This window comes from Luteimonas saliphila, assembly GCF_016774335.1.
GTDB lineage: Bacteria > Pseudomonadota > Gammaproteobacteria > Xanthomonadales > Xanthomonadaceae > Luteimonas > Luteimonas saliphila.
The window spans coordinates 324,758-342,440 of sequence record NZ_JAETWA010000047.1; the positions used below are offsets into that span (position 1 = coordinate 324,758).

A 17,683-nucleotide genomic window follows, 5' to 3' on the forward strand; every position below is an offset into this window, starting at 1 on the left:
GCGGACCTTCCTTGCGGAGCCCCCCGTTCCACCGGCGACACGCCGGCCCGGACCCTTCACGGACGCCGCAGGCCGGCACGGAACTCCGCGCCGGCCTGCTTCACGCGGTCAGAACTTGTAGCGGAAGCCGACCATGAACTGGCGGCCGGTATGGGTGTAAGCGATTGGCCTGTCGCCTGCCGAATCGATCCACAGATCGCTCCACTCGTCGGTCAGGTTCAGGCCTTCGAGCGAGATCGAGAAGTTGTCGTTGAAGTTGTACGCGACCGAGGCATCGACCGTGGTCGTCGCCTTGGTACCCTCCACGTCGCTGCCCTCGCGTCCCGGGATCTGGTTGAGGTACTCGTCGCGGTAGGCCGCGGACACGCGCGCGGAGAATTTCTGGTTGTCGTAGTAGACAGTGGCATTCCAGGCGTTGTTCGACAGCCCGACCATCGGTCCCGTGGCCGCTGGCGCACCGGTCGAAGTCAGGTACTGGATCTCCGATTCGACGTACGTGTAGTTCAGCTGGACGCCGAAGTCCTGCCAGATGCCCGGCAGGAAGGTAAAGGGCTGCTGGTAGCTGATCTCATAGCCGGTCAGGTCGCCGCCCGGGGTGTTGAGCGGCTGCTGGAACACGAAATCGTCGGTCGGGGACGCCCCGGTTCCCACCAGCAGCGAGTCCGGCAGTCCCGAGGTATTGAAGGGACGCGTCTCCCGCGAGGTCTGGATGTAGCTGTCGATGTCCTTGTAGAACACGCCCAACGACAAAAGCCCCTCGTTGCTGAAGTACCACTCCAGGTTGAGGTCGAGGGTCTTGGCACGGAACGGATCGAGCCGCGGGTTGCCGGTGGTGACCGTACGCGCACCGCCGCTGACCGTGACCGTGGCGCCCGGGTTGAGGAAGCCCAGGTTGGGGCGCGACATCACTTCCGCGCCCGACAGCCGCACCAGGAAGTCCGGCGTCACCTCCGCGATCAGGTTGAACGAGGGCAGCGTGTCGCTGTATTCGTGCACCACGCGGGTCGGCACCGACGCCGGGCCCACGATCGAGAAGCCGTCGCTGGTGAGCTCGGTGTCGACGCGGCGCACGCCGACGTTGCCACGGAACGGCACGGCGCCGATGTCGAACGAGAAATCGCCCTGGAGGTAGAAGCCCGTGCTCTGCTCGTTGACCACACGGTTGTTGGCCGCCACCCCGGACAACGTGTTGGACACCGCGTAGATCCCGCTGTTGCTGTAGATGTCGTATGCCCGCGCGAAGGCGGCCACGTCCGGAACCAGCCAACGGTTGACGCCGCCGGCGCCGATTCCGTAGAGGCCGAACTCGCGCAGCAGGCCTGCCAGCGTGGTGCTGTCCACGAGCGTGGGCGAAACGCTTTCGGTGGAACGCCGCCATTCGCGGCCGGTATAGGTGTAGTCCTTGTAGTGCACGCCACCCTTGAGCGTGAAGTACGGCGACGCGTTCCAGGTCAGGTCCACCTGGCCGGTGTCGTACTCGTTACGCGCGTACTGCGGGCGCAGGCGCACCTCGGCCAGCGTCCAGCCGTTGGGGTCGAGCGGATCCAGCGCGCCATAGTCGAATGCCGGCAGGCGGCTGTTGCCGCGGTAGTCCCACGAGTATCCATCGACATCGAACTTGTCCATGATGATCGTGGTCTGCACCGGATTGTCGTACTCGGAGCGCGAATTGCCGACCAGTGCATCCAGGGTGAAGGCGTCGTTGAACCTGTGTTTGAGCGTCCAGCCCCACTGCAGGAAGTCCGTGGTCTGTTCGTCGTAGCGACCTTCCGAGCGGATGTCGACGTTGTCGAACACGCCATACACCAGGTTTCCACGAGAGTCGACCTCACCATCCAGCACCAAGGTGTTCGGTTTTCCGGTCCGCGGATTGAGCGGCGCGGGGATGTCGTCGGCGGTACTGTTGCCCCGACTGAACGAGACCGCATTCATGTTGTCCTGCCAGCGGTTCGCGTCGAAGCGCGCGTACAACACGTCGAAGGCGAGTTCAGTCTGGCTGTTCGGCCGGAACTGCAACGAACCGGTGACGCCGACGCGCTCCTGGTCGTGGACGTAGAGGTTGTACCGCGGGATGCGGGGGTGGAACACGTCGGCGTCGCGCGCGCGCAGGAATGGCGAGGCCGCGCTGAAGTTGCCGTTCGACGGGCCATTCGCCCAGCGCACCGAGTCGGACCCTTCCTCGACCACCTTGCGGTCGGTGTATGCCACCGACAGCAGCGCGCCGAGCTTGTCGTCGGCGAAGGTGTTGCTGATCAGGAAGCTGCCGCGCGGATCGGTTTCCTCGAGCAGGTCGTTGTAGCTGGCCTGGCCGCCGATCGACAGGGTGAAGCCGTCGAAGTCGAACGGACGCGCGGTGCGCAGGTCGACCGTCGCGCCCAGCGACCCCTCCTCGATCTCCGCGGCCGAGGTCTTGCGCACCACGAGCTGGCTGAACAGTTCGGAGGCGAAGGTATTGAAGTCGAAGCCGCGACCGCGGTTCACGCCACCGGAGGTATCGGTGCCGCCGCCGGTCGACAACGCCTCGATGCCGTTGATGCGCACGCGGGTGAACTGCGGCCCGAGGCCGCGCACCGAGATGTTGCGGCCCTCGCCGCCCTCGCGGGTGATCGAGACGCCCGGGATGCGCTGCAGCGATTCGGCCAGGTTGAGATCCGGGAAATCGGCGATGTCCTCGGCGACGATCGCGTCGACCACGCCGCTCTCGCCGCGCTTGATGTCGAGCGCCTTCTCCAGGCTGGCGCGATAGCCGGTCACGACCATGGTGTCGAGCGTTCGCGCATCCTCCACGGGCGCGGCGGGCGACGCCGGCGCCGCCGGTTCGGCGTCCTGCGCGATCGCCATCATCGCCTGGGCCTGCAGGGCGAGGCCGATCGAAACGGCCAGCAAGGTAACCGGTGTCTTTTTTCTCTGTGCGACAACTTGCATAATTCCCCTCCCGTGATGTCAGTCGTTGGCCGTTGCGGCGGCTGACAGTTGTAAGTGCTTATGAGATGACGCCCGGCGGGCCCGAATGACACCGCTGGCCAAAACCCTAACAAAACCTTGCCCGGCAAGCATGCTGCGACGCAAAACGCCCTGTCGCCGGCGCTGGCCGATGATGCGAGTCCCCAATGGGAGCCCCCATGTCCGCTCGAATCGCCTGTTTCGGTGAATTGCTGCTCCGCCTCGCCTCCCCCGGGCGCGAACTGATGCTGCAGTCGCCCGCGCTCGAGGTCCGGATCGGCGGGGCGGAAGCCAACGTCGGGGTGTCCCTGGCCCGGTTCGGCCACGACGTGGCCATGCTCGGCACCGTCGCCGACAACCCGCTCGGCCGCGCGGCGCTGGGCGAACTGCGCCGACACGGCGTGGACACGCGCGCCGTGCGCCTGGCCGGCGGCCGCATGGGCCTGTACTTCCTGGCCACGGGCGCCGGGCACCGGCCGAGCGAGGTGTTGTACGACCGCGCCGCATCGGCCTTCGCATCGGCGCCCGCTTCGGACTACGACTGGAACGCGCTGCTTCGCGATACCGCATGGCTGCATCTGTCGGGGGTGACCCCGGCGCTGGGTGCGGCCACCGCCGCCGCCGCCACGGACGCGGTGCGGGCCGCGGTGGCGTCCGGGGTCCGCGTCTCGTTCGACGGCAACTTCCGGCCGAAATTGTGGGCTGCCTGGGACGGCGATCCGGCCACGATCCTGCGCCCGCTGCTGGAAGGCGCACAGATCGCCTTCGCCGACCACCGCGACATCGACGTGGTGCTGGGCGCGGAGGCCGGCGGCGATGCCGACGCCCACGACCAGCGTTTCGCACGTGCCGCGCGCCGCGCCTTCGACGCCTTCCCCCGGCTGCAGCGCATCGCCTGCACCACGCGCGCCCAGGCCAGCGTCGAGCACCACGCGCTGGGCGCGTTGATGGCCACGCGCGACGGCGAGCTGCACCGGGTCGAGCCGCGCGAGCTGCCCGCGATCGTCGACCGGATCGGCGGGGGCGACGCCTTCGCCGCTGGCGTCCTGCATGGCCTGGTGCTGGGCTGGAACGACGCCGACTGCCTGCGCTTCGGCCATGCCGCCGGCTGCTTGAAGCATGCCGTCCCGGGCGACTTCAACCTGTGCGACGTCGACGACGTGATGGCGCTGGTCCGCGGCGAGCGGCTGGACGTGAAACGCTGAGGCGCGCCTTGCCACGGGCGGCGGTTGCGCTGCCTACACCACCACCGCACCTGGCTCGGGCGCAGCGGGAACGGTGCGCGTCCGTTCGGCGTTCCGTGCAGCGGCACCGGTCGAACCCGGGTCCGTCGTCGCGCCTGAAGCCGCTCGTGCAGCCCCGCTCCCCGCAAGAATGCCCCGTTGATCGCCGGGCTTTCCCGGTGGGCCGCAGACTCGAATGCCGGTCCATGCGAAGACGTCGCCCGGGCGTGGTCCCGGGTGCGCTTCGCTTACCCGGGCTACGCCGTGTTCCGCGTGTAGCCCGGATAAGGCCGCAGGCCGCATCCGGGAAGCCACGGACTCGAAAGCCGGTCCATGCGAAGGCTTCGCCCGGACGTGGTCCCGGGTGCGCTTCGCTTACCCGGGCTACGCCGTGTTCCGCGCGTAGCCCGGATAAGGCCGCAGGCCGCATCCGGGAAGCCACGGACTCGAAAGCCGGTCCATGCGAAGGCTTCGCCCGGGCGTGGTCCCGGGTGCGCTTCGCTTACCCGGGCTACGCCGTGTTTCGCGCGTCGCCCGGATAAGGCTGCAGGCCGCATCCACGCGTCACATCACAGCCCGCAGAAGCAGTGCGCCAGCACCTTCGCCGGCGCGCCGTCGGCCTTGAGCACCTGCTCGAGCATGCGCAGGTCGCGTTCGGCCTGCGGCGCGGCGCGCGCGAGCAGGCTGCGTGCGAGGTCGGAATCCTGCAGCCAGGCCCGTGCCAGCCGACCTTCGACGAAGCCCGCGAACCAGCGTTCGAACGGCGTGGCCGCGCGCTCGACGTAGCGCACCCGCCAGGCGTCGGCGTCGCCGAGCCGGGCGCGCGTCGCGGCGTCGGCGATCGCCGCACGCAGGCCGCCGAACTCGTCCACCAGGCCGCGCTGCTTGGCCTGCTCGCCGGTCCAGACACGGCCGCGCGCCACCTCGTCGATCTGCTCCGGGGTACGGCCGCGACCCTGCGCGACCCGGGTGATGAAATCGCGATAGCCCTTGTCGATCAGCGACTGGATCAGCTGCCCGGCCTCCGGCGACAGCGGCCGACTGAGGTCGAACGCGTCCGCCATGCGCGTGGTGGCGACGCCGTCGGTATGCACGCCGATCTTCTCCAGCGCGCGCGGGAAAGTCGGGATCAGACCGAAGATGCCGATCGAACCGGTGATCGTCGACGGATCGGCGTAGATCCGATCGGCGTCCATGCTGATCCAGTAGCCGCCCGACGCGGCGACGTCGCCGAAGGACACCACCACCGGCTTGTCGGCCTTCTTCAGGCCCAGGATCTCGCGGCGGATCACTTCCGAGGCGAACGCCGAGCCGCCGCCCGAATTCACCCGCAGCACCACCGCCTTGACGTCGTCGTCGTCGCGCGCGTCGCGCAGCAGCGCGGCGGTGGACTCGCCACCGATCGTGCCTGGCGGCTGGCGGCCCTCGAGGATGTTGCCCTCGGCCACCACCACCGCGACCTGCGGCCGCCGGTCGGCCGCGCGCTTCGGGCCTTCGGCATGGCGCAGGTAGTCGAAGAACCCGACCTGGCGGAAGCCGCCTTCCGCGTCCTCGTCGGCCTCGCCGCGCTCGGCGAGCAGCACTTCCACCTCTTCCTGCGTCTTCAGCCCGTCGACCAGCTTCTGCGCCATCGCGTAACGCGCGGCGTCGCCGTCGACCGCGGCCACGCCCTCGGGCAGGGCGTCGATGCCGGCGGCAAGCGCCTGCGGCGTGGTCTTGCGCAGGCGAGCGATGTCGGCCAGGTAGCGCTGCCAGACGTCGTTGCGCCAGAACAGGTCGGCCTGCTTGGCTTCGGGCGACGCGTCGTCGCGGATGAACGGCTCGGCGGCGGACTTGTACTCGCCGACCTTGAACAGGTGCATGTCGATGCCGAGCTTGTCCTGCAGGCCCTCGCGGTAGAACTGGCGGTAGCCGCTCAGGCCGAGCAGCAGGATCTCGCCCTGCGGATCGAGGTAGACCTCGTCGGCCTGCGCTGCCAGCAGGTACTGGCCCTGGGTGAACCGCTCGCCGAACGCGACCACCTGCTTGCCCGATTCGCGCAGCGCCTGGATCGCCGCTCCGATCTCGCGGATCGAGGCGAAGCCCGAGAACCCCATGCGGTCCACGCGCAGCAGCACGCGCTCGACGTTGTCGTCGTCCTTCGCCGATTCGAGCACCTGCAGCACGTCGCGCAGCTGCACTTCCGCAGGCCCCCGGCCGAAGCTGGCCTGGAACGAGCGGCTGACCGGATCGGACGTGTACTGCTCCACCAGCACCGCCTCGGGCGCGATCACCAGCGTGCTGCGCGCCTCCAGCGGCGCTACGCCCTTGCGGCCGCCCGCCAGCACCACCAGCACCAGCAGCAACAGGAAGAAGAACAGCAGGTTGAAGACCAGCCGGCGGACGAAGTTCATCCCGTCCCAGACGCCGACGATCGCGCGCAGCAACGGGCCGCGCTGTGGGGTTTGACTCATTTGGGCGAAAGCTCCCTGTTCCGGACGGCCAGAGTACCCGGCAATCACCGCGTTTTCATGCGTCTTTGGTCACCCGCACCTGCGGCATGGCCGGCAGCGCGGCCGGGCGGCTGCTGCGCGCGAATCGCAGCGCCATCAGCACCGCCGCGACCAGCAGGCCGGCGATCAGCCCCAGCCACATCCCGCGCGGCCCCCAGCCCAGGCCCAGTCCGAGCCCGGCGCCCAGCGGCATGCCCACGCCCCAGTAGGCGAAGGCGGCGATGAACATCGGCACCCGGGTGTCCTTGAGCCCGCGCAGCGCGCCGGCCGAGAGCACCTGGACGCCGTCGGGGAACTGGAACGCCGCGGCCAGCAGCAGCAGCGAGCCGGCCAGCGAAGCCACCGCCAGATCGCGCGTGTAGATGCCGGCGATCGCCTCGTGCCAGCCCAGCAGCACCGTCGCCGACAGCGCCTGGGTGGACAGCACCAGCACCAGGCCGGCCAGCGCGGCGCGGCGCACCCCCTGCGCGCCGCGCCCGGCGCCGACCGCATGCCCGACGCGTACCGTGGTCGCCTCGGCCACCCCGAACGGGATCATGAAACACAGGCTGGCGACGTTGATCGCGATCTGGTGCGCCGCCACCTCGAGTTCGCCCAGCCGCCCGATCAGCAGCGCGGTGGCGATGAACAGCCCGCCCTCCATCGCCACGGTGACCCCGATCGGCAGGCCGGTGCGGAGCAGGGTCGAGATCTCGCGCCAGCGCGGCGGATCGAACCGGTCGAACAGGCGCATCGCCTCGAACCTGCGCGCGCGCGCCAGGTAGACGAGGAAGCCGAGCACCTGCAGCCACAGCATGATCGAGGACGCCAGGCCCAGCCCGCCGGCCCCGCCTTCCGGCAGTCCGAATGCGCCGAACGTGAGCGCGTAGCCCAGCGGCAGCAGCACCAGCAGGCCGCCGAAGCCGAAGACCATCGTCGGCAGCGTCCAATGCAGGCCGTCGCACAGGTAGCGCATGCAGAAGTACAGGGTCATCGCCGGGATGCCCCAGCGGATCCCGAGCAGGAACGCGCTCGCGGCCGGGCGCACCTCGGGCGCGATCCCCATCGGCGCGAGCGCGTGCACCGACAGGCTCAGGAACGCGAACAGCAGCGCGCCCAGCGCCAGCGACAGCCACAACGCCTGCCGGAACAGCGGCCCGACCTCGGCCCGTCGGCCGGCGCCGTCGAGTTGAGAGACCGACGGCGGCAGCGCCATCAGCGTGCCCATCGGCACCATCATCGGCAACCAGAACATGGCCGTGCCCACCGCCACCCCGGCCAGGGTGTTGGTGCCGTGGCGGCCGGCGATGACATTGTCGACGAAGCCGATCAGCCCGGTCGCGAGGTGCCCGGCGACCAGCGGCGCGGCAAGCACGGCGGAGGTCCGCACTTCCCTGCGGAAGCGCGGCGGCGGAGTGGAGGCGGACATGGCAGGAGCTCGGGACGACTGCGGCCGGCAGCGATCGGGTGTCGCGCGCTGGCGCCGGGTCGACGGCGACCGGTATTTTAGGCGATACGATGCGCCTTCACGCGCCTGCCCGTGGGTGGCGGCCCGATGCGCGCGCCCATCGCCTCCGGAATCCGATGAACGCCCCGACCGACACACCGGCGACCTCCCCGCCCGCGCTCCCCGCCATGGACGCACCGCGCGGCGACTGCGCCAACTGCGGCACGCCCCTGCTGGGCGAGCACTGCTACGCCTGCGGACAGCCGGTGAAGGGACTGGTGCGGCATTTCTCCAGCCTGGTCGGCGACGTGCTCGACAGCGTGTTCGAATGGGATTCGCGCACACCGCGTACGCTCTGGCCGCTGCTGGCCCGACCCGGCTATCTGACGCTCGAGTACTTCGCCGGCCGCCGCATCCGCTACGTCAGCCCATTCCGGCTGTTCTTCTTCCTCGCCATCGTCACGTTCTTCATCGGCAAGCTGGTGGTCAGCTTCGGCGACCAGAATCCGGTGCAACTCGGCGGCAACAGCGGCATCGAGACCGCGCGCAGCATCGCCGAAGTGGAGCAGGCGCGCGACCGGGCACTGGCCGAGATCGCCGCCTCGCGCGTCGAACTCGGGGACGAAGCCACGCAGGCCGGCCCGGCCGATCCCGGCGCCGGGATCGGCCTGCGCACCGCCGAAGCGGCGCTGCGCGCAAGCGAAACCGCGATCCGCGCCCAGGCCGACGAGCGCATCGCGGCCTTCCGCAGCGCCGAGGAAACCGGCGGTCCGCCCCCGGTGCCGCGCCTGAACAAGCTCACGTTCGGACCGGAGGACTGGGATCCGGTGACCAATCCGGTCACGGTGGATTTCCTGCCGGGGTTCGCCAACGACTGGCTCAACCGCCAGGTGGGGCGCGCCGAGAAGAACGTGCAGCGGCTGCAGGAGGATCCGGATCTGTTCAAGGACGCCCTGCTCGGGTCCGTGCCCTCGACCCTGTTCCTGCTGCTGCCGCTGTTCGCGCTGATGCTCAAGCTCGCCTACGTGTTCAAGCGCCGGCTGTACATGGAGCACCTGATGGTTGCCCTGCACAGCCACGCCTTCCTGTGCCTGGCGTTGCTGCTGCTGTTCGTGACCACGGCTCTGGAGCGATGGCTGGCGCCGCAGGGCGGCGGCCTGGCGATCGGCTTCGAGCTGGTGGAGGCCGCGATCTGGATCTGGATGCCGATCTACCTGTTGTTGATGCAGAAACGGGTATACGGTCAGGGCTGGACGATGACCCTGCTCAAGTACGGCGTGATCGGCATGTGCTATTCGATCCTGCTCAGTTTCGGCGCGGCGTTCACCACGATCGCCAGCCTGGTGTGGATGTAGCCGGCGGAGATGGTGCCATGGTGCTGTACGAGGTGACCGTGCGGGTGGAGCGCGAGATCGCGGAGGACTACCTGGCATGGCTGCCCGGCCACGTGGAGCGGATCCTCGCGCTGCCGGGCTTCGACGCCGCCGAGGTGTTCGAGGTGGTGGAAACGCCCCCGGACGCCCGCCATCTGCTCCTGTGCGCGCACTACCGCCTGCGCGACGGCGCGGCGCTCGAAGCGTACCTGCAGGGGCATGCGGCGCGGATGCGCGCCGAGAGCGCCGAACGCTTCGGCGACCGGGTGCGCGCCTCGCGACGGGTGCTGCGTCCGGCCTGCTGACGCGCGCAGCGGACCGCCCCGGGCGCTCCTGGTCGGCCCGAGCGGATCCGCACGATCAGCGAGCACGCGGACGTGCGTACGCGACGCCGGCAGCGGAGAGCCGGTCAGGGCTCGACCCGGCGTCGCAACCATGCGGCGCGCTGCGGCGGCGCCTGCGCCATCAGCGCCGCGCGCAGGCGGTGGCGGTCCTGCGGCGGCGTGCGCTGCGCCAGTACGCCCAGGTCGGCACGTGCCTGCGCGGGCAACGCGCGCAGCGCATCGAGCAGCGCTTCGCGCTCGTCCGGCGCGACCTGCGCGAACAGCGCGTGCAACTGCGGCCAGTCCGCGCCCAGCACCGGGCCGAGCAGCCAGCCGCGACGGATACCGGCATCGAGCGCGTCGAAACGCGACCGCAACGCCTGCTGCTCCGCGACCGGCAACGCCCGGTAGGCCGCGCGTGCCGCGCGCATCCGGGCCCGCTCGGCCTCCGGCAGCGCCTGCCAGGCCGTCCACGCTTCGCGCCTCTCGCGCTGCATCTGCGCCGGCAACGCGTCCCAGGCCTCGACCCGGCGCTGCAGCGCCTCGCGCTGCTCCGGCGCGAGCGACGCGATCCGGCGCGCGCCTTCCCCTGCTGGCTGCGCGGCCGCGACGGCGGCCAGCAGCAGCGCCAGGCCGCCGAATCCGGCACGGAACCGGTCAGTCCAGCGCATCGGCGCCCTCCGCCGTCGATGCGTCGGCCCCGGCGCCTACGCCAGCGACGGAATCCGCCGTCGCCACGCCCGCCTGCGCCAGCGCGTCCACCAGCCAGGCCTCGAACGCCGGGTCGGCATCGTCGTCGAACGCGTCCGTCGCCTGCGCGATCAGCAGGTCGAGATCGCGATGGGTTTCCAGGGACGCGGCAGGATCGAAGCGCGCGGCCGGGGTCGCGGCCGGGGGGAGTTCCTCGGTGCGGATGCGCGCACCCCCGCCCTCGGCGGGGGCCGGGGTCCAGGGCCACCACCAGGTCGCCACCAGGGCCGCGGCCATGAGCGCGAGCACGGCGATCGTCGCCGGCCAGACCCAGCCGGCACGCCTGCTGGCCGGCGCGACGGGCTTCGCCGGCCGCGGGCGATGCCCGTCGCGCAGCATCCCGATCCGCTCGAGTCGTTCCAGCGGCAGCGTCCGCACCGCCTGCTGCGCTGCGGCCGACAGCGCCCGCCATCCCTCGGGGTCGGCACTGCCATCGTCGCAGTGCGGCAGGGCCCGTTGCAGGGCGAGTCGATAGGTCGGACGGGCAATGCCCAGTACCGCCGCGGCTTCGGATTCGGCCAACCCCGCGACCAGCCGCAGCAACAGGGCGGCGCGGGGCCCGCTTCCGAGTGCGGCGACGTGGGCGGGGGCGGCGTCGGGGGTGGCGCGCACGGTGGTGCGCAGTTGCGGCGCGGCCAGCAGCATCGCCCAGAAGCGGCGCGGCCACTCGGCGAAGGCGATGCCGCCGGCCACCTCGCGGAACCCGCGCAAGGTGGCGGCCAGGGCCCTGTCGCCGGCCTCGCCGTCCCCGCCCTGCCACTCCGCGAACACCGCGCCCCGGCGCTCGACGCCGCGCAGGAACGCAGTCAGGGCGGCATGGACCGCGGTGGGATCGTTCAAGGGGAAGACGCCATCGTTTCCGGGCCCGGGGGACGGCCCGACGCGCGCCATGATACGTGCGTCGCCTCGGCCACCAGGGACTTGACGGGCGTCTCACTCGGTGATCCAGAAGCGCTTTTGTGGGCAAACGTTGTGCACATGCGTCGCGAAACCGTCATCTCGCACCCGCGTGAAGCGGTGTTCGACATTGTGAAGGCTTTGTTTCACGCGGAACTCGTTGATTTTTCAGATAAATGGTCGTTTGGCGCTTTTTTCGCCAACCCGGGCTTTCACGCGCAGGGCGAGGCCAAAAACACGCTGCGGATGCGCTCGTGCACAGGGTTATCCACACAAATTGTGGATAAGGGGAAAATCCTTTGCCGCCATCCACTTGCGGGCGGAACGTCCACCGCGGGACAACTCTGGCACGCAAGTCCGGCCAGCGCGCAGGCCCGGCACGACGTCGCGCCACGAAGCCCTAGACTTTGGCGGTGTCCGATGCCCCTGCTCCCGTGTTCCAGGTCGCCCTGCCGCTGCCGCTGCCGCGGCTGTTCGACTACGCCGCGCCCGCGGGCCACGCGCCCGGCGCCGACGATATCGGCCGGCGCGTGCGAGTGCCGTTCGGGCCGCGCGAACTTGTGGGCGTGGTCGCGGCGGTCGGCGCAGCGGCGCCCGATGCGCCCGAGCTGCGCGCCATCCTCGCGCGGCTCGACGACCGGCCGCTGCTGCACGGCGAACTGCTCGACTCGCTGCGCTGGCTGGCGCGCTATGCCCACGCCCCGCTCGGTGAGGTGCTGGCCACCGCCCTGCCCGCGGCCCTGCGACGCGGCGAACCGCTGCCCGACACCCATGCCTGGGCCTGGCGCCTGACCGAAGCCGGCGCCACCGCGCTGAGCGGGCTGCGCAGCGGCACGCGCCCGCGGCGGCTGGCCGAGCTGCTGCGCGACGCCGGACGCGACGAGGATGCGCTCGACGCGACCCTGGAGGACTGGCGCGCGGCCGCGCGCTCACTGTCCAGGCGCGGTTACGCCGAACGCGTCGCGGTACCCGCTTCGCAACTCGTGCCGATGCCGGCACCCGGGCCGACGCCCCACGCCGAACAGCAGGCCGCGATCGATGACATACGTGGCGCTACCGGCTTCGCGCCGCTGCTGCTCGACGGCGTCACCGGCAGCGGCAAGACCGAGGTCTACCTGCACGCGATCGACGACTGCCTCGCGCGCGGCCGCCAGGCGCTGGTGCTGGTGCCCGAGATCGGCCTGACCCCGCAGTTGCTGGCGCGGTTCCGCGCGCGCCTGGGCGTGCCCGTGCACGCCACCCACTCCGGGCTCAACGACGGCGAACGCGCGCGCACCTGGGCCGCGGCCTGGCGCGGCGAGGCGCGAGTGGTGGTGGGCACGCGCTCGGCGGTGTTCACGCCGCTGCCCCACGCCGGCCTGATCGTGGTCGACGAGGAGCACGACGGCAGTTACAAGCAGCAGGACGGCATCCGCTACCACGCCCGCGACTTCGCCCTGGTGCGCGGCAAGGCGCTCGGCGTGCCGGTGCTGCTGGGCAGCGCGACGCCTTCGCTGGAGACCCTGCACAACGCCACCACCGGCGAGCGCTACGGCTACCTGCGCCTGTCGCAGCGCGCCGGCGACGCGAAGCCGCCGGCGGTGCGGGTGATGGACGTGCGCAAGCGCCCACTGGAGGCCGGGCTGTCGGCGCAGATGCTCGAGGCCATCCGCGCCGCGCTCGCCGACGGCGGCCAGGTGCTGGTGTTCCGCAACCGCCGCGGCTACGCCCCGGTGCTGCTGTGCCACGACTGCGGCTGGAGCGCGCAATGCCCGCGCTGCGGCACGCCCGAGGTCGGCCGGCCGATGACCGTGCATGCGCAGGGCCGGCGCCTGCAATGCCACCACTGCGGCCATCGCCGGGCGCCGCCGCCGGCATGCCCGGACTGCGCCAGCCTCGCCCTGCAGCCGCAGGGCGTGGGCACCGAGCGCATCGAGGAAGTCCTCGCGGCGAAGTTCGACGACGTGCCGGTGCTGCGCATCGACCGCGGCAGCACCCAGCGCAGGGACGGGCTGGCGACGCTGCTCGGCGAAATCGGCGAGCGCCCCGGCATCCTCATCGGCACCCAGATGCTGGCCAAGGGCCACGACCTGCCGAACCTCACCCTGGTGTGCGTGGTCGGCATCGACGAGGGGCTGTTCTCGGCGGATTTCCGCTCGCACGAGAAGCTCGCGCAACTGCTGATCCAGGTCGCCGGGCGCGCCGGACGCGCGCAGCGCGCGGGACAGGTGCTGCTGCAGACCCACCATCCCGGGCACCCGCTGCTGACGACGCTGATCGACGGCGGTTACCACGCCTTCGCCGCGGAAGAACTGGCGCAGCGCGAGGCCGCCGGTTTCCCGCCGTTCGCGCACCTGGCGCTGCTGCGCGCCGAGGCCAAGCACGCGGGGGGGCCGCTGGGGTTCCTGCAGGCCGCGAAGCAGTGTCTCGCGCCACCGCGGCCGGCGGCGGCGGAACCGGACCAGGACACGTTGACCCTCGGCGGACCGATGCCGGCACCGATGCCGCGCCTTGCCGGCATGCATCGCGCGCAATTGCTGCTGTCGGCGCCGACGCGCCGCACGCTGCACGTCGCGCTCGAGGCGGCACTGCCGACGATCCACGCGCTGCCCGAAGCGCGCAAGGTGCGCTGGTCGCTGGACGTCGACCCGGTGGACCTGTACTGATCCGCGCAGTGCGCCCGATCAGCCGGCGGTCTTGCCCCGGGGCTTGTCGCGCACGAACACCATCTGCCCCTGGCGGCGCACCTCGAACAGGCCGATCGCCTCGACCAGGTCGCTGAGCTTGCGGTAGCCGTAGTTGCGCGGATCGAACGAGGCCTGGTTGCCGATCTGCTGGCCGACCTGGCCCAGGTGCGACCAGCCGTCGTCGTCGGCGGCCGACTCCACCGCGCTGCGCAGCAGCTGCAGCAGGCGACCGTCGCCGCGCAGCTGCTTCAGGGTGCGCGGCTTGCTGGCCGAGGGCGCCGCGTCCGCCGCGACGCCCGGCGCGCCCAGCGCCTCGACGTAGGTGAACTTCGAACAGGCGTTGACGAAGGGCTTGGGCGTCTTCTGCTCGCCGAAGCCGTAGACCTTCACGCCTTCGGTCAGCAGCCGCATCACCAGCGGGGTGAAGTCGGCATCGCTCGAGACGATGGCGAAGGCGTCGAGCTTGCCTGCGTACAGCAGGTCCATCGCGTCGATCACCATCGCCATGTCCGAGGCGTTCTTGCCGGTCGAATAGTCGAACTGCTGGATCGGCCGGATCGCGTACTCGTGCAGCACGGCCTCCCAGGCCTTGATGTGCGGATTCTTCCAGTTGCCGTAGGCGCGGCGCACGTTGGCCACGCCGTGGCGCGCGACCTCGTTGAGGATCGCGTCGATCTTGCCCGCCGGCGCGTTGTCCGCATCGACCAGCAGCGCGATGCGTCGTTCGATATCCATCCGTCCACTCCGTCGTCGCGCTGCAGTCGCCCGATTATCGAGCGCATTCGGACAACATATCAATGCGCCCCCCAAACCGGCTGCCTTGCCTGCGCGCATCGCCTCCCCTCCCGCAAAAACATTCCTGTCATCCCGAGCGTAGCGAGGGATCTGCTGCCGGCGTCGGATACAAGATCCCTCGCTGCGCTCGGGATGACAGGAATCCTGGGGAATCGGCACGTGATCCCGACGCCGGAACGGTCCAGAATCGCCCCGACCCCACCGGACACGTCCGCCGCATGCAGACCGCACCCCACGCCGCCATGACGCCCGCGCAGCGCCTGCGCAGCATCTTCAGCGGTTCGGTCGGCAACCTCGTCGAGTGGTACGACTGGTACGTCTACGCGGCGTTCTCGCTGTACTTCGCCGAGGCCTTCTTCCCCGGCGACGACCGCACCAGCCAGTTGCTCAGGACCGCGGCGATCTTCGCGGTCGGCTTCCTGATGCGCCCGCTCGGCGCCTGGCTGCTGGGGCGCTACGCCGACCGCCACGGACGCAAGCGCGCGCTGATGCTGTCGGTGGTGATGATGTGCGGCGGCTCGCTGCTCATCGCCTGCACGCCCGGCTACGACAGCATCGGCATCGCCGCGCCGGTGCTGCTGTTGCTGGCACGGCTGCTGCAGGGCCTGAGCGTCGGCGGCGAGTACGGGACGTCCGCGACCTACCTGAGCGAGGTCGCCACGCGCGCGCACCGCGGCTTCTGGTCGAGCTTCCAGTACGTGACCCTGGTGATGGGGCACCTGGTCGCGCTGGGCGTGCTGATCGCGCTGCAACGCGTGTTCCTGACCGAAGAGCAACTGCGCGACTGGGGCTGGCGGATCCCGTTCGTGATCGGCGCGCTGGCCGCGGTCGTGGCGTTGTGGCTGCGCCGGACCATGGTCGAAAGCGAGTCCTTCGCGCGTGCCGAGGCGCACGCCTCCGCGCAAACCGACGCGCGCCAGGGCACGCTGCGCGAACTCGCGCGCCATCCGCGCGCGGTACTGACCGTGGTCGGCCTGACCATGGGCGGCACGCTGGCGTTCTACACGTATACCACCTACGTGCACAAGTTCATGGTCAACAGCGCCGGCATCGCCAACGAGACCGCGAGCCTGATCAACGCCGCGACGCTGTTCGTGTACATGCTGCTGCAGCCGCTGGTCGGCGCGCTGTCCGACCGGATCGGGCGCCGGCCGATCCTGATCGGCTTCGGCGTGCTCGGTGTGCTGTGCACCTGGCCGATCCTGTCGATCCTGCAGGATGCGAGCCCGGTGCAGGCGTTCTGGCTGATCCTGGCCGCGCTGGTGATCGTCAGCGGCTACACCGCGATCAACGCGGTGGTGAAGGCCGAGCTGTTCCCGGTCGAGGTGCGCGCGCTCGGCGTCGGCCTGCCCTACGCGCTGACCGTGGCGCTGTTCGGCGGCACCGCCGAGTACGTCGCGCTGTGGTTCAAGGACATCGGCATGGAGCGCGGCTTCTTCTGGTACGTCACCGCCTGCATCGGCGTGTCGCTGCTGGTCTACCTGCGCATGCCGGACACGCGCGCGGCCTCGCGGATCGACCGCGACGGTATGCGCTGAAACCGTTACGGCAGCGCAACGGCGGATGCGCGACAATAGGCGCATCCCGCATCGAACCGACCCCACGCCCGCATGCCGACCCAGCTCGAACAGCTCCGCGCCCTGTCCACCGTCGTCGCCGACACCGGCGACATCGAGGCGATCGCCCGCTTCAAGCCGATGGACGCCACCACAAATCCCTCGCTGCTGCTCAAGGCCGCCTCGCTGCCGGCCTATGCGGCGCGCCTGGATGAGGCCGTGTCCGGCGCCGGCGGCAGCGGGGAGGCCCGCGTGGCCGACGCCGGCGACCGCCTCTCGGTGGCGATCGGCGGCGAGATCCTCAAGCTGATCCCCGGGCGCGTCTCCACCGAGGTCGACGCGCGCCTGAGCTTCGACACCGAGGCCACCATCGCCAAGGCGCATCGGCTGGTCGAGCTCTACAGCCAGGCCGGCATCGGTACCGACCGCCTGCTGATCAAGATCGCCTCGACATGGGAGGGCATCCGCGCCGCCGAACGGCTCGAGCGCGAGGGCATCCACTGCAACCTCACCCTGCTGTTCTCGTTCGCGCAGGCGGTGGCCTGCGCCGAGGCCGGCGTGTTCCTGATCTCGCCCTTCGTCGGTCGCATCCTCGACTGGCACCTGGCCAACGGCATGGCCAAGCCGGCCACGCCGCAGGACGATCCGGGCGTGGAGTCGGTGACCCGCATCTGGAACTATTACAAGCGCCACGGCTACGACACCGTGGTGATGGGCGCGAGCTTCCGCAACACCGGCGAAGTGCTGGCGCTGGCTGGCTGCGACCGCCTGACGATCTCGCCCGACCTGCTCGGCGCGCTGGAAGCGTCCGACGCGACCGTCGAGCGCGCGCTGGTCGATGCCGGCGAACGTGGCGACAAGCCCGCCGCGCTCGACGAAGCCGCGTTCCGCTGGCAGCACAACGAGGACGCGATGGCGACCGAGAAGCTGGCCCAGGGCATCCGCAATTTCGCCGCCGACCAGCGCAAGCTCGAGGCGCAGTTGGCCGCCAGGATCGGCTGATCCCGCACCACGGCGCCAGCGCGCGGAAGCTGCAGTCCGCCATCGCCGCCACGTCGGTTCCTTGCGAGTCCTGATGCGGCGAGGCATCCCCCGCCACGAAGACCCGCCTGGCCGCTCTCCCGCTTGCGGGAGAAGGTCGGAGTGAGAGCCGGGACGCGGCGCGTTGCCTCCGCGCCTCGGGCATGTCTCCTCCGCCTCCGGCATCCGTCACCCGCGGGCGGTGGAACCGCCTGGCGC

General features: G+C 70.6%; 12 protein-coding genes. 6 read left to right on the forward strand and 6 right to left on the reverse strand.

Annotated elements, in window-relative coordinates; translation table 11 throughout:
* Positions 1–108: 108 nt before the first annotated feature.
* The gene (locus JMO03_RS19880; protein WP_202845494.1) at positions 109–2,925 is read right to left on the reverse strand and encodes a TonB-dependent receptor; all 2,817 of its coding nucleotides are present in this window, start codon (positions 2,923–2,925) and stop codon (positions 109–111) included.
* Between the two features lie 197 nt (positions 2,926–3,122).
* Here JMO03_RS19880 and JMO03_RS19885 point away from each other — a divergent pair, with 197 nt between their 5' ends.
* Entirely contained in the window at positions 3,123–4,148 is a 1,026-nt protein-coding gene (locus tag JMO03_RS19885) for a sugar kinase (RefSeq protein ID WP_202845495.1), read from the forward strand.
* A gap of 587 nt (positions 4,149–4,735) precedes the next feature.
* Here the strand turns inward: JMO03_RS19885 and sppA are convergent.
* Entirely contained in the window at positions 4,736–6,619 is a 1,884-nt protein-coding gene (gene sppA / locus JMO03_RS19890) for a signal peptide peptidase SppA (protein WP_202845496.1), read from the reverse strand.
* Between the two features lie 55 nt (positions 6,620–6,674).
* Positions 6,675–8,066 (reverse strand): MATE family efflux transporter, encoded by a 1,392-nt coding sequence (locus JMO03_RS19895; protein WP_202845497.1) that lies wholly within the window; start codon positions 8,064–8,066, stop codon positions 6,675–6,677.
* 155 nt (positions 8,067–8,221) lie between these two features.
* On the opposite strand from JMO03_RS19895, the gene JMO03_RS19900 reads away from it, so the two are divergent.
* Positions 8,222–9,439 carry a DUF3667 domain-containing protein gene (locus tag JMO03_RS19900; protein WP_238346339.1) on the forward strand — a complete coding sequence of 406 codons (1,218 nt, stop codon included), beginning with the start codon at positions 8,222–8,224 and terminating at the stop codon, positions 9,437–9,439.
* A 17-nt stretch (positions 9,440–9,456) separates the two neighbouring features.
* Complete coding sequence (locus JMO03_RS19905) at positions 9,457–9,762, forward strand: DUF4286 family protein (protein ID WP_202845498.1); 306 nt, start codon at positions 9,457–9,459, stop codon at positions 9,760–9,762.
* A gap of 104 nt (positions 9,763–9,866) precedes the next feature.
* Here the strand turns inward: JMO03_RS19905 and JMO03_RS19910 are convergent, their stop codons facing one another.
* Positions 9,867–10,451, reverse strand: a complete 585-nt coding sequence (locus tag JMO03_RS19910; RefSeq protein WP_202845499.1) for a DUF3106 domain-containing protein — start codon at positions 10,449–10,451, stop codon at positions 9,867–9,869.
* Positions 10,438–11,370, reverse strand: a complete 933-nt coding sequence (locus JMO03_RS19915; protein ID WP_202845500.1) for a hypothetical protein — start codon at positions 11,368–11,370, stop codon at positions 10,438–10,440. The genes JMO03_RS19910 and JMO03_RS19915 overlap by 14 nt, the downstream gene beginning before the upstream one ends.
* Positions 11,371–11,840: 470 nt before the next feature.
* Between JMO03_RS19915 and JMO03_RS19920 the strand changes: the two genes are divergently transcribed.
* Positions 11,841–14,072, forward strand: a complete 2,232-nt coding sequence (locus tag JMO03_RS19920; protein ID WP_202845501.1) for a primosomal protein N' — start codon at positions 11,841–11,843, stop codon at positions 14,070–14,072.
* Positions 14,073–14,090: 18 nt separating this feature from the next.
* Here the strand turns inward: JMO03_RS19920 and JMO03_RS19925 are convergent, their stop codons facing one another.
* Positions 14,091–14,828 (reverse strand): NYN domain-containing protein, encoded by a 738-nt coding sequence (locus JMO03_RS19925; protein WP_202845502.1) that lies wholly within the window; start codon positions 14,826–14,828, stop codon positions 14,091–14,093.
* A 278-nt stretch (positions 14,829–15,106) separates the two neighbouring features.
* On the opposite strand from JMO03_RS19925, the gene JMO03_RS19930 reads away from it, so the two are divergent.
* Both JMO03_RS19930 and tal read left to right on the forward strand, forming a co-directional pair.
* Complete coding sequence (locus JMO03_RS19930) at positions 15,107–16,426, forward strand: MFS transporter (RefSeq protein WP_202845503.1); 1,320 nt, start codon at positions 15,107–15,109, stop codon at positions 16,424–16,426.
* 72 nt (positions 16,427–16,498) lie between these two features.
* Positions 16,499–17,446 (forward strand): transaldolase, encoded by a 948-nt coding sequence (tal, locus tag JMO03_RS19935; protein WP_202845504.1) that lies wholly within the window; start codon positions 16,499–16,501, stop codon positions 17,444–17,446.
* Positions 17,447–17,683: the final 237 nt, after the last annotated feature.